Annotated in this window: 10 protein-coding genes; 8 read left to right on the top strand and 2 right to left on the bottom strand. The window is 37.6% G+C overall.

Annotation, left to right across the window (positions count from 1 at the left end; all coding sequences use genetic code 11):
* Positions 1–4: 4 nt before the first annotated feature.
* Complete coding sequence (locus tag RBB48_RS13240; RefSeq protein ID WP_141542802.1) at positions 5–952, bottom strand: class I SAM-dependent methyltransferase; 948 nt, start codon at positions 950–952, stop codon at positions 5–7.
* 194 nt (positions 953–1146) lie between these two features.
* Between RBB48_RS13240 and hutP the strand changes: the two genes are divergently transcribed.
* The 6 genes from hutP to RBB48_RS13210 all read left to right on the top strand — a co-directional run bounded on the left by hutP (position 1147) and on the right by RBB48_RS13210 (position 7867).
* Positions 1147–1587, top strand: a complete 441-nt coding sequence (gene hutP, locus RBB48_RS13235; RefSeq protein ID WP_000926520.1) for a histidine utilization transcription antiterminator HutP — start codon at positions 1147–1149, stop codon at positions 1585–1587.
* A 103-nt stretch (positions 1588–1690) separates the two neighbouring features.
* On the top strand, positions 1691–3208 hold the full coding sequence (gene hutH, locus RBB48_RS13230) for a histidine ammonia-lyase (protein WP_306007746.1): 1518 nt from the start codon (positions 1691–1693) through the stop codon (positions 3206–3208).
* A gap of 23 nt (positions 3209–3231) precedes the next feature.
* Positions 3232–4890, top strand: coding sequence for a urocanate hydratase (gene hutU / locus RBB48_RS13225; RefSeq protein ID WP_000416700.1), 1659 nt, complete (start codon positions 3232–3234; stop codon positions 4888–4890).
* 12 nt (positions 4891–4902) lie between these two features.
* Positions 4903–6174: an imidazolonepropionase gene (gene hutI / locus RBB48_RS13220; protein ID WP_097889929.1), complete on the top strand. Its 1272-nt coding sequence runs from the start codon at positions 4903–4905 to the stop codon at positions 6172–6174.
* Positions 6153–7124 (top strand): formimidoylglutamase, encoded by a 972-nt coding sequence (gene hutG, locus RBB48_RS13215; protein ID WP_097889928.1) that lies wholly within the window; start codon positions 6153–6155, stop codon positions 7122–7124. Before hutI ends, hutG begins: the two co-directional genes overlap by 22 nt.
* 281 nt (positions 7125–7405) lie before the next feature.
* Positions 7406–7867 (top strand): CarD family transcriptional regulator, encoded by a 462-nt coding sequence (locus RBB48_RS13210; protein WP_170771247.1) that lies wholly within the window; start codon positions 7406–7408, stop codon positions 7865–7867.
* A 753-nt stretch (positions 7868–8620) separates the two neighbouring features.
* Here RBB48_RS13210 and RBB48_RS13205 read toward each other — a convergent pair.
* Positions 8621–9715: an NAD(P)-dependent alcohol dehydrogenase gene (locus RBB48_RS13205; protein WP_157349719.1), complete on the bottom strand. Its 1095-nt coding sequence runs from the start codon at positions 9713–9715 to the stop codon at positions 8621–8623.
* A 426-nt stretch (positions 9716–10141) separates the two neighbouring features.
* Between RBB48_RS13205 and RBB48_RS13200 the strand changes: the two genes are divergently transcribed.
* Together RBB48_RS13200 and RBB48_RS13195 are read left to right on the top strand one after the other, a co-directional pair.
* Positions 10142–11269 carry an alkene reductase gene (locus RBB48_RS13200; protein WP_098082513.1) on the top strand — a complete coding sequence of 376 codons (1128 nt, stop codon included), beginning with the start codon at positions 10142–10144 and terminating at the stop codon, positions 11267–11269.
* Between the two features lie 67 nt (positions 11270–11336).
* A complete protein-coding gene (locus RBB48_RS13195) occupies positions 11337–12905 on the top strand; it encodes an FMN-binding glutamate synthase family protein (protein WP_098082512.1) in 1569 nt (522 codons plus the stop codon).
* Positions 12906–12908: the final 3 nt, after the last annotated feature.

The following is a 12908-nucleotide window of genomic DNA, read 5'->3' as shown; positions in this document are numbered from 1 at the left end:
TTTGCTAGCTTTTTTCTTTTTTACATCGATAAATGGCTAACGTTTTCGGGTCGCGCCATATACCGTTATGAAGTGACAATTCATTTTCTACTTCTTCTTTTAGCCATTCCTTCATTTCGGCGTGAAGATATGTATTATCAGGTATATTTAGCGATGGAAACATGCTAGAAATATAGTTTACAATCGGAGTAGCATGATGAAAAACGAGAGCATTATGAATAACTGTTTCTTCAACAGTTGGAAAAACAGACTGTAATATCTCTTTACCATTTTCTAAACAAAATGGAGTGACTGATGATGTTGTTTTTGGTAAATCAAATGCGTCTAACATGCGGTTACACATTTCAACTATACGAGGTAATGTAACGTCAGAATTTGTTGTAGCTAAAAGTGAGCCTCCGGGACGAATTACTTTATGGAATCCTTGAACTGTTTTTTCGACATCTTTCATGTGATATAACATATGTCTTGCGATGACCCAGTCATAGCAATTAGCTTCAAAAGGAAGTTTACCAGCATCACCTAGTCTCCATTCAATTATGCTATTCTTTATTGCAGCTTCAGAAAGCATCGTTTTCGATTGATCAAAACCGGTTAGTTGGCCTTTATGACCGTTAGTTTGTAAAAGGGAAAGAAAATTTCCATTAGCACACCCAACCTCTAATATTTTTTCTTCTCCTTGAAGTTGTAAATGTTCCATGACGAGTTCATCTAAATTCATTTGTTTTTCTTCGTAATGTTTATGCGTATCGATACGTGTCTGTAAATGGTTGCTTACGTTATATTGGCGTTTTACATCATTCATTTTTTCACATTCCACCTTCGTGCAAAATTGCTGAATCGCGTGTGTTAATACGTCGGTTTTCCTTAAACCTTCGTAATGGAGTGCAGCTTCAAACCTTTCAAGTAATTTTTCTTCAATTCGAAAATGAATATCTTTTCGCTTCTTCATTGAAATCTCGCCCCTTTGCATCTGTTAGTGAGACTATAGCACGCCTGAAAAATTCGTGTAAATAATTTGTGTACACAAATGGAGGGGATGAAAAAATTGTTCGAATGTGAGTTTAAACTATTGACGATTTAACCGTTTTCATATATTCTTAAATTAAGAAATATTCAAATAATTAAAAGAAATGAGAGAGTCACATGCTTCTTCAAGGAACACATCGAATTGGTCGTATGGCCATGTTGTTGGCACTTGCGGATGAGAATGAAAGCCCTGTATTATCTATTCCAAAAGGTTGGAAGTATTGTACGGGGAAAGTGGGTTCGATGAATTCGCAAAAAGTTGTAGCAGCAATGGAAACAGCGGCTAAGAGCACCCAAGTTATTGAAACAGATGTTTACAGAGAAACACATGCACTTTATCATGCAATTATGGAAGCTTTGTACGGAGTGACGAGAGGTCAAATTCAGTTAGCAGACGTTCTTCGTACAGTAGGACTTCGCTTTGCGATTGTGCGCGGTAGACCATACGACGGAAAAAAAGAAGGCGAATGGGTTGCTGTTGCATTATATGGAACGATTGGTGCACCTGTAAAAGGATCTGAGCATGAGGCGATTGGTTTAGGAATTAATCACATATGATTTGCCCATAGTCTATTAGTTAGAAGGGGGCCTTACTTTTTTAGGACAGAAGTCTGTCTTAAAAAGATAAGGTCCCCTTTTGCCTTTTTAAGGAGGAAAAAGAATGATTACGTTAACAGGACACACATTGACAATTGAAGAAATGAAGAGGTTGTTACTTGAAGGGGAAGGTGTAACAGCTTGTCCAAATAGTATGCAAAAGGTGGCGGAGTGCCGCGAAGTTGTTGAGAAAATTGTAGAGGACGGAAAAGTCGTTTACGGTATTACAACTGGATTTGGAAAGTTCAGTGATGTGCTTATTCAAAAAGATGATGTAAAGGCACTTCAACACAATTTAATTCAGTCACATGCATGTGGTATAGGTGATCCATTCCCTGAAGAAGTATCACGCGGTATGTTAATTTTACGAGCGAACACGATGCTAAAAGGAGTATCTGGTGTTAGAACACTTGTTGTAAATATGCTTCTTGAGTTTGTAAATCGTAAAATTCACCCAGTCGTTCCGCAACAAGGGTCACTTGGTGCGAGTGGCGATTTAGCACCTTTATCTCATCTTGCGCTTGTATTATTAGGCGAAGGTGAAGTGTTCTATAAGGGGAAACGCGTTCATGCGATGGTTGCTCTTACAGAAGAAGGTCTTGAACCGATTGAACTTGAAGCGAAAGAAGGGCTTGCATTAATTAATGGTACGCAGGCGATGACAGCGCAAGGAGTTCTTTCTTATATAGAAGCAGAAGCAATGGCGTATCAAGCTGAATTCATTGCTTCGATGACAATTGAAGGATTACAAGGCATTATTGATGCATTTGATGAAAATGTTCATAAAGCGCGTGGTTATAAAGAGCAAGTGGAAGTAGCGAGCAGAATTCGTAACATCCTTCATGATAGTAAATTAACAACAAAACAAGGAGAACTACGAGTACAGGATGCATATTCACTTCGCTGTATCCCGCAAGTACACGGTGCTTCTTGGCAAGTTTTAAATTATGTGAAAGAAAAATTAGAAATTGAAATGAATGCAGCAACAGATAATCCGCTAATCTTTGATGGCGGAGAAAAAGTAATTTCGGGTGGGAATTTCCATGGTCAACCGATTGCGTTTGCGATGGACTTCTTAAAAGTAGGAATGGCGGAACTTGCAAATATTTCAGAGCGTCGTATTGAGCGTTTAGTAAATCCGCAATTAAATGATTTACCTCCATTTTTAAGTCCAGAACCAGGACTTCAGTCTGGTGCAATGATTATGCAATACGCTGCAGCGTCACTTGTTTCTGAAAATAAAACGTTAGCACATCCAGCGAGTGTTGATTCAATCCCGTCATCAGCTAACCAAGAAGATCACGTAAGTATGGGAACAATCGCTTCACGCCATGCACATCAAATTATTCAAAATGTAAGACGTGTTCTTTCAATTGAGATGATTTGTGCGATGCAAGCAGCGGAATATCGCGGTATTGAAAACATGAGTACAGTGACGAAGAGCTTCTACCATCAAGGCCGTCAACAAGTACCTTCTATTACAAATGATCGCATATTCTCAACGGATATTGAAAATATTACGCACTGGTTAAAAACGAATTATTCGATAAAAGAAAGATTAGATGTAAACGCGGCACTATAAAATGAGAAAAGGGAGAGATTGAAATGGAAAAAGTTAAACAAACAATTCGCGCGCCAAGAGGTACTGAATTACAAACGAAAGGGTGGGTTCAAGAAGCTGCACTTCGTATGTTAATGAACAATTTAGATCCTGAAGTTGCTGAAAAACCAGAAGAATTAGTTGTATATGGCGGAATTGGCCGTGCAGCTCGTAACTGGGAAAGCTACCATGCGATTGTAGATTCATTAAAAACGTTAGAAAGCGATGAAACATTACTTGTTCAATCAGGAAAACCAGTTGCAATCTTTAAATCGCATGAAGATGCACCTCGCGTTCTTTTAGCGAATTCAAACTTAGTACCAAAATGGGCGAACTGGGATCACTTCCGTGAACTAGAGAAGAAAGGTCTTATGATGTACGGACAAATGACAGCAGGTAGCTGGATTTACATTGGAACACAAGGTATTTTACAAGGAACATATGAAACGTTTGGCGAAGCGGCACGTCAACATTTCGATGGTTCATTAAAAGGTACATTAACACTTACTGCCGGCTTAGGTGGTATGGGTGGTGCACAACCTCTTGCTGTAACGATGAACGGCGGTGTTGTCATTGCTATTGATGTTGATAAGCGCAGCATCGATCGTCGTATTGAAAAGAGATACTGTGATATGTATACAGAATCATTAGAAGAAGCATTAACGGTTGCGAACGAGTATAAAGAGAAGAAAGAACCAATTTCAATTGGTTTATTAGGAAATGCGGCAGAGATTTTACCAGAACTAGTGAAGCGCAATATTACGCCAGATTTAGTTACGGATCAAACATCTGCTCATGATCCATTAAACGGTTATATTCCAGTAGGTTTCACATTAGAAGAAGCAGCGAAACTTCGTGAAGAAGATCCAGAACGTTACGTACAATTATCAAAAGAAAGCATGACAAAACATGTAGAAGCAATGCTTGCTATGCAAGAAAAAGGCGCAATTACATTTGATTATGGAAATAACATTCGCCAAGTTGCTTTCGATGAAGGTTTGAAAAATGCATTCGATTTCCCAGGATTCGTTCCAGCATTTATCCGTCCATTATTCTGCGAAGGAAAAGGACCATTCCGCTGGGTAGCACTTTCTGGTGATCCAGAAGATATTTATAAAACAGACGAAGTAATATTACGTGAGTTTGCGGATAATGAGCATTTATGTAACTGGATTCGTATGGCTCGTCAGCAAGTTGAGTTCCAAGGTCTTCCATCTCGTATTTGTTGGTTAGGTTACGGTGAGCGCGCGAAATTTGGTCGCATCATTAATGAAATGGTGGCAAATGGTGAATTATCAGCACCGATCGTTATCGGCCGTGACCATTTAGATTGCGGATCAGTAGCATCTCCAAACCGTGAAACAGAAGCGATGAAAGACGGTAGTGACGCAGTAGCCGATTGGCCAATTTTAAATGCATTAATTAATAGTGTAAACGGTGCGAGCTGGGTGTCTGTTCACCACGGTGGTGGCGTTGGTATGGGTTATTCACTTCACGCTGGAATGGTTATCGTTGCAGATGGAACAGAAGCGGCAGCAAAACGTATTGAGCGCGTATTAACTTCTGATCCTGGTATGGGTGTTGTTCGTCACGTTGATGCAGGATATGACTTAGCTGTGGAAACTGCGAAAGAAAAAGGCGTTAACATTCCAATGATGAAATAAGGAGGAGAAAACATGCTGGACACTTTACTAATAAATATCGGTCAATTACTAACAATGGATCAAGAAGATGGCTTGTTAAGACGGGAAGCGATGAACACGCTTCCTGTTATCGAAAACGGTGCGGTTGGAATTGAAAATGGCGTAATTACTTTCGTTGGAACAGCGGAAGAAGCTAAAGGATTACAAGCGAAAGAAGTTATTGATTGCGGCGGGAAAATGGTTTCTCCTGGTCTTGTTGATCCGCATACTCACCTTGTATTTGGTGGATCTCGTGAAAATGAAATCGCACTAAAATTACAAGGAGTTCCGTACTTAGAAATTTTAGAACAAGGCGGAGGTATTCTTTCAACTGTAAATGCAACGAAACAGGCGTCGAGAGAAGAACTTGTTCAAAAAGCGAAATTCCATTTAGACCGTATGTTATCTTTCGGAGTTACAACTGTAGAAGCGAAGAGTGGTTACGGATTAGATGATGAGACGGAATGGAAACAATTAGAGGCAACTGCACAATTACAAAAAGAGCACTCGATTGATTTAGTTTCCACATTTTTAGGTGCTCATGCAGTTCCGAAAGAGTATAAAGGTAGATCAAAAGAATTTTTACAATGGATGTTAGACCTACTACCAGAAATGAAAGAGAAGCAATTAGCTGAATTCGTTGATATTTTCTGTGAAACAGGTGTGTTCTCTGTTGAAGAGTCAAAAGAGTTTTTATTAAAAGCGAAAGAGCTTGGGTTTGATGTGAAAATTCATGCAGATGAAATTGACCCTCTTGGTGGCGCGGAAGCAGCGGCTGAAATTGGTGCAGCATCAGCGGACCATTTAGTTGGCGCTTCTGATAAAGGAATTGAAATGCTTGCAAACTCTAATACAGTAGCGACTTTATTACCAGGAACAACTTTCTATTTAAATAAAGAAAGCTTTGCTCGTGGACGTAAAATGATTGATGAAGGTGTTGCGGTTGCTTTGGCTACAGACTTTAACCCAGGTAGTTGTCCAACTGAGAACATTCAGCTTATTATGAGCATTGCAATGCTCAAGCTGAAAATGACACCAGAAGAAGTTTGGAATGCAGTAACAGTTAACTCTTCTTACGCAATTAATCGTGGCGATGTAGCTGGGAAAATTAGAGTTGGTCGCAAGGCAGATTTAGTTCTATGGGATGCTTACAATTATGCTTACGTACCGTATCATTACGGCGTAAGTCATGTAAATACAGTATGGAAAAATGGTAATATCGCATATACAAGAGGTGAACAATCGTGGAGCACGGCCACTATTTAAAGAAAAATGCAAAGTTTATCGATCGTGAAGTGACGAAATGGAGTGAGATGATTAAAGATTGGGAGGAAGGCTTGGAAATATTCGGTGCTGCCTTAATTGGAGCACCCCTTTCTAAACCATCTATTAGTCATTCAGGAGCAAGTTTTGCACCAAAAACAATTCGTTCAATGTTAGATGCATATAGCACGTACGCGATTACAGAAGAACATGATATGAAAGAAAGTGTCTTATATGATTGCGGCGATATTACGATGCATGTGACGGATATAAAAGAAAGTCATAAGCGAATTGCGAAAACAGTTGGTCATGTAACGAAAGTAAATCCGAACATGATACCAATCGTTCTTGGTGGTGACCATTCGATTAGTTTTCCGAGTATAACAGGGTTTGCAAATAGTAAAGGGAAGGTCGGCGTTATTCAATTTGATGCCCATCATGATTTACGTAATTTAGATGATGGTGGCCCATCAAATGGGACACCGTTCCGTAGTTTACTAGAAAATGATGTCATTACAGGAAAACAACTCGTTCAAATCGGAATTCGTAATTTTTCAAATGCACGAGCGTACCATGAATATGCAAAAGAACATGGCGTGACAGTGTATACAATGAAAGATGTACGAGAGCGACAAATCAAAGATATTATCACAGAAAGTATTGAAGTATTAAGAAAGCAAGGCGTGACTTCTATTTACATTTCTCTTGATATGGATGTACTAGATCAAGCATTTGCACCAGGTTGTCCAGCAATTGGTCCTGGCGGTATGGATAGTACGACTTTACTTGATGCGATTGAATTTCTTGGTAAAGAACCGCTCGTTCAAGGGATGGATATAGTAGAAATTGATCCAACCCTTGATTTCAGAGATATGACGAGTCGAGTAGCTGCACAAGTGATTATGAGTTTTCTTTTAGCGAGAGAGACAGTACGTAAGCAGGTAAGTGTATAGGCGTGAAATTAATAGGGAATGTTTAACGATTCCGTATAAAAAACACATTACTATTTATATGTAGTAATGTGTTTTTATGTAAAAAGAGAAGGTGAAATTAGAATGTATATATGTGAGGAAAAGTTAATAAGATTGCGGGTTTTTAATGATATTTTACGAAATTATTTTCTTAGTTCGAAAGGATTGACATTAAAAATAATTTTATGATAAAATAAAAATTTTGCTAAAAAATTGATTGTGTGTTAAGATTGAGAAGGTTACCATATATGGAGGTGGATTATTTGTTTCAAATTGGCGATAACATTGTTTATCCAATGCAGGGAGCAGGTATAATTAAAGCCATAGAAGAGAAGGAAATCACAGGAGAAAAACAACAATATTATGTTATAAAAATGTCGGGTAGTAATATGGAAGTAATGATTCCGGCAGGGAGAATATTGAGCTCAAATATACGACCAGTCACGGATATAACGGCAATAGCACACATATTGGATATTTTTCAACATGGAGAATCTGATAGATTACTTACGTGGAAACAAAGGTATAAATTGAACACTGATAAAATAAAGACGGGTAAAATACAAGAAGGTGCTGAAGTTGTACGTGATTTATTACGTATGCAGAAAGAAAAAGCACTTAATGCAAGCGAAAAGAAAATGTTAGATAACGCACACGAATTTTTGATTAGTGAACTGGGATTAATTGAAGGTATCACAGAAAGTCAAATAAAAAGCTTTTGTTAAGATTCATTACAAATAATGTATTAGATCCCAAAAAAGGTTTTGAATTTTTTGGGAACATAATTATAGAGAATTAATCATTTCAAAGACATTCAATTCTTTCAAACCACTTTTAGAGCATTAACCTCTTTTGTTATTACTACAATCAAATCCATTTTTATTTTTTAAATTCTTTACGAATATTCGAAGTTTAATTAAACACTTCGATAGAATAGTTACTTGATTTTTGCAATCCTGATTCACACTGGCACGGACGAGGAGCCGTAAGGATGAAAGAGAGGTAGGGCTTTCATTGTTTTAGGTTTATAAGTTATTATTTTTAGAAGAATACTGAACCATTCTCACTTCTACTGCTAAGGAATTTTTTATATGTGAAGAGATAATAATTGTTTATATTCTTTATATTAAAGAGATAAATGAATTTTTAGCCATATACGGTCAACTAAAAAGGAGTGTCATATAGTCGATAATTCGACTATGTGACAGCTCCTTTTTTCATGGGGATGAACGGATAAATAGAAAAAACAATGTGTTAGATATGCAATTATTATCGTAATGCTTGTTGTTTGCATGTTGGAAACGAATTTGTTCCCTATCTTCTTTAGAGCAATGACAGAGATGGAGACTAGGCGATGTGGACTAAGAAATCAATCGCGAAAGAATATAAATGGCGAGGCTGATGTACGTATATGGGGAAAAACCCGTGCTTTTGCACGGCTTTTTTTATGTTAGTTATCAAGAGAAAGCAAACAGATGTTACTCCATTACGATAATCGGCTTAATCGTTTTCCCTGTTTTAGAATCTTCAAATGCTTGAGCGATTTCTTCAAAAGAATAGAATTGTACAAATGTATCGAATGGGAATAATCCTTTTTGATAGAAATTAATTAATTTTGGAATGAATAGTTGTGGCACTGCATCACCTTCAACTACTCCTTTAATTGTAATAGCTTTTACGACAATTTCATTTGTTACGTTTATAGTTAAATCTTTTTTACCGACAGCAACAGTTGCCATAGTCCCTTTTACTCGTAAACATTGAATGGATTGAAGTGTAACAGTATTTACGCCAGTTGTTTCAAATGAGTAATGAGCTCCACCGTTTGTAATTTCTTTAATTTTGGCAACTGGATCTTCGATTAAGCTATTAATCGTGTGTGTAGCCCCTAATTCTTTTGCTAATTCTAAACGACTATCATGAATATCAACGGCAATGATTGTGGTACATCCAGCAATTTTAGCTGTCATTAAGCCACTAAGACCAACAGCGCCAGTTCCAAATACAACTAGGCTACTACCTGGTTTTGCTTGTAGTGAATGTAAGATTGTACCGCTACCAGTCATAATTCCGCAACCAAGTGGACCTAACAAACGTATATCAACATCTTTTGTTACTTTTACAACATTATTTTCATCAACTACGGCATGGTATGCGAATGAAGATTGGCCGAAGAATTGAGAAATATCATTATTGCTAAGATCGTGTATAGGTGTTACATGGCGTTTGTTTTTTCCAGAGAAGTTTAACTCAATCATATTTTCGCAAGCAGCAGCATTACCATCTAAGCAACTTTCACAATGACCACAGTAAGAGAATCCGAGTACTACATGGTCACCAGGTGTAACGGATGTTACATTACTTCCCACTTTTTCCACAATACCAGAACCTTCATGTCCTAAAACAACTGGTTTTGGTGTGGGCATTGTCCCGTCTAAAACTGTTGCATCTGTATGACATATACCAGAAGCGATAATTTTTACTAGTACTTCATCGTCTTTAATCTCGTCTAAGTATACTTCTTGCATATTAAAATCTTTTTCGGGTTTAGAAACGATAGCTTTTGTTTTCATTGTTATCCTTCTTACTAAAAGTTAAATAAGAAAAAATACGTTCAACTATGTAGGAGTCTTTTATTCGTTCCTAAAATTTTGTTTGTACAATAAAAAACAAATGAATGATTGAAGCCTCGTTACTGTAAGTTTGAATATAGTACAATGGAAATCGTTTTTTTAGTAAATAGTTTGAAAAACAATTACCAATATATTCTATAGTAATAAAACTAGAAGAAAAGAAAACATCCACTTAACAAGTATTTTCCTCATCCACTTACTGAACATAAAAATAGACAGTAGTGTCTTGAATACCAGAACCCTTAAAGTTAAAAAACAGTTAGTTTTATTATGCGAATATTTCTACATAAGAGCGTATAAATTGACGTTACTATCTAAAAGTAAGTATGATGCGATTATAGTAAGAATTTTTTAGGGGGAAGAAAAATGACAAGTTCAAATAATAAAGCAGCAAGTATTTATGAAGGAACAAATATAAATGATTGGGGTTCTTTTGAAAATATTGAAGAAACGAAGTTATTTGACTCGATTCAAATTGGATCTTGGTCTCTTCGTAATCGCATAGCAATGGCACCGATGACGAGATGTTTCGCGAATCATGAAACAGGAATCGTTGGTACTGATGTAGTCGAGTACTATAGAAAACGTGCAGCTGATGGAGTTGGCTTAATTATTACAGAGGGAATCGTCATTAGCCCAAGAGCAAAAGGAAATCCAGGAGTACCAGGGATTTATACACAAGAGCAAATCGATTCGTGGAAGCCTGTTACAGAGGCAGTACATAAAGAAGGTGGAACGATTATTGCTCAAATATGGCATGTTGGCCGTATGAGCCATCACGAGATAATTGGTGGGCAAATGCCACAAGCACCGTCTGCTATCGCTGCAGAGGGAAATGTTCCGCGTTTTCGTAAACCGTTCGACACGCCAGAAGCAATGACGTTAGAAGAAATACAAGAGGTGATTGGTCAATACGCACAAGCTGCGAAAAACGCGATCGAAGCTGGATTTGATGGAGTAGAAATACACGGTGCACACGGATATTTAATCGATCAATTTACTTATGAGTTCGCAAATAAGCGTACTGATAAATACGGCGGAGATTTAAAGCAAAGGCTAACGTTTATGAAAGAAGTAACAAAGGCTGTAATAGAAGCTGTTGGGGCTGATAAAACACTTCTTCGCTTCTCTGCTTTCAAAGGTGATAATCCAACTTATATGTGGGAAAACCCTGAGCTTGCAATTGAAACGTTTGTAAATATGTTCAACGAAGTTGGATTAACGATGATTCACCCTTCAACGATGAATTATACAGCAGTTATTGCTGACGGAAAGAATTTTCATCAATTAGTAAGAAAATATTGGGAGGGTACGATTGTAGGAGTAGGGAATTTAAATCCGAAAGAGGCTGAAGAAGCGTTGCAAGAAGGAACAATTGATGTAGTGGCATTCGGAAGACCTTTAATAGCTAATCCAGATTTTGTTCATCGAATTAAAAATGCTGAAAGTTTAGTTGAATATGATGCGAAAGAGCATCTTGCTACGTTAATTTGAATAAAGATAAAAGGAGAACACATCAGGTGTTCTCCTTTTATTATGGATTTTCATAGGAGGAAGCGGGATGAGTGAAACGCTACTCGTTATTATTAGTATATTGCTCTTATTGATGTTACTATTAATCATTTTTTTTATTATTACATTTTTTATTAAAAAACGGACGCATCATTCTATATTAAAGCTGCATCCATACTTAGGAAGGATGCGTTATTTACTTGAAAAGATAGGACCGGAATTTAGGCAATATTGGTTTGATCATGATACGGATGGAAAGCCCTTTTCACGTTATGATTTTCAAAGTGTAATGTTTCTAGCAAAATACCGTTCAGAAATACTCGGTTTTGGATCAAAACGAGATTTTGATGCATCTGGATATTATATTGCTAATACATTATTTCCGATATTAACAGATGAATTAAGTGTGAATGTAACGCAAGAACGTGAAGGGAAAAAGTATGTGATTCATAAAGAAGGGTTATTTTCACGAAGAGAAAAATTGACAGCGGATACAACGAATCTTTGGTTATATGAAGAAGACGATGCAATTATCGTCGGTGAAAACCGCAAATATCCGTGGAAACTACATGGCATGTTTGGGGCATCTGCGACTTCTTACGGTGCGATTGGCGAAAATTATATTTTAGCGAGCGGATTTGGTGCGAAGATGGCTGGCGGATCGTGGATTAATACTGGCGAAGGTGGCGTTATTCCAGAACATTTACATACAGGTGCGAATATCGTTGCGCAAATTGGTCCGGGTTTATTTGGGTACCGTGATGAGGGTGGTAATTTTTCAATGGAGAAATTTATGGAGAAAGCAAAAGAAAGCAATATTAAAGCATTTGAATTGAAATTTGGGCAAGGTGCGAAAATACGTGGTGGTCATCTAGAGGGACAAAAAGTAAATGAGAAAATTGCTTCTGTTCGGAATGTGCGAAAAGGAGAAACGATTAATTCACCGAATCGATTTCCATTTTTAAAGAATGCAGCAGATACACTTTATTTTATTCAACGTTTGCAAGAAAACGGCGGTAAACCAGTTGGGATGAAGATTGTAATTGGACAGCAGGAGCCGTTGGAAGATTTATTCAAAAGGATGAAAGAGTTAAGCATCTATCCAGATTTCATTACAATTGATGGTTCAGAAGGTGGATCAGGAGCAACGTATAAATCGATGGCAGATAGTATGGGGATGCCGCTTATTCCAGCGTTACTGACATGTATTGATACAGCGAATCATTATGATGTTCGGGACAAATTCAAAGTGTTTGCCTCGGGGAAATTAATTACACCAGATAAAGTGGCAATTGCTTTAGCTATTGGTGCAGATGCTGTAAATTCAGCACGTGGATTTATGATGGCAAGTGGCTGCATAATGGCACTTCAATGTAATTCCGGACAATGTCCATCTGGAGTTGCCACGACGAATCCGCACTATCAAAAAGCGCTAGATCCGTATGAGAAGAAATGGCGAGTAATGAATTATGTTGTTAGCATGAGATATAGTTTGTTCTCACTTGCGGCCGCAGCGGGAGTAAAGAGCCCGCGTCATTTAACGAGAGAGCATATTGTGTTTAAAGATGAGGTGGGGCGGATAGTCCCTCTTTCAGAATTGTTTCCTACTAGTAAATAGAAG

It is taken from the genome of Bacillus sp. MMSF_3353 (genome assembly GCF_030733445.1).
Lineage (GTDB): Bacteria > Bacillota > Bacilli > Bacillales > Bacillaceae_G > Bacillus_A > Bacillus_A wiedmannii.
The sequence above is the reverse complement of the archived record's forward strand: the minus strand, read 5'-3'. Positions and strand labels throughout refer to the sequence as shown.

Coding starts and splice junctions, on each gene's coding strand:
- RBB48_RS13200 (WP_098082513.1), top strand. CDS start 10,142: ATGACAAGTTCAAATAATAAAGCAGCAAGTATTTATGAAGGAACAAAT.
- RBB48_RS13240 (WP_141542802.1), bottom strand. CDS start 952: ATGAAGAAGCGAAAAGATATTCATTTTCGAATTGAAGAAAAATTACTT.
- RBB48_RS13205 (WP_157349719.1), bottom strand. CDS start 9,715: ATGAAAACAAAAGCTATCGTTTCTAAACCCGAAAAAGATTTTAATATG.
- hutP (WP_000926520.1), top strand. CDS start 1,147: ATGCTTCTTCAAGGAACACATCGAATTGGTCGTATGGCCATGTTGTTG.
- hutU (WP_000416700.1), top strand. CDS start 3,232: ATGGAAAAAGTTAAACAAACAATTCGCGCGCCAAGAGGTACTGAATTA.
- hutH (WP_306007746.1), top strand. CDS start 1,691: ATGATTACGTTAACAGGACACACATTGACAATTGAAGAAATGAAGAGG.
- RBB48_RS13195 (WP_098082512.1), top strand. CDS start 11,337: ATGAGTGAAACGCTACTCGTTATTATTAGTATATTGCTCTTATTGATG.
- hutI (WP_097889929.1), top strand. CDS start 4,903: ATGCTGGACACTTTACTAATAAATATCGGTCAATTACTAACAATGGAT.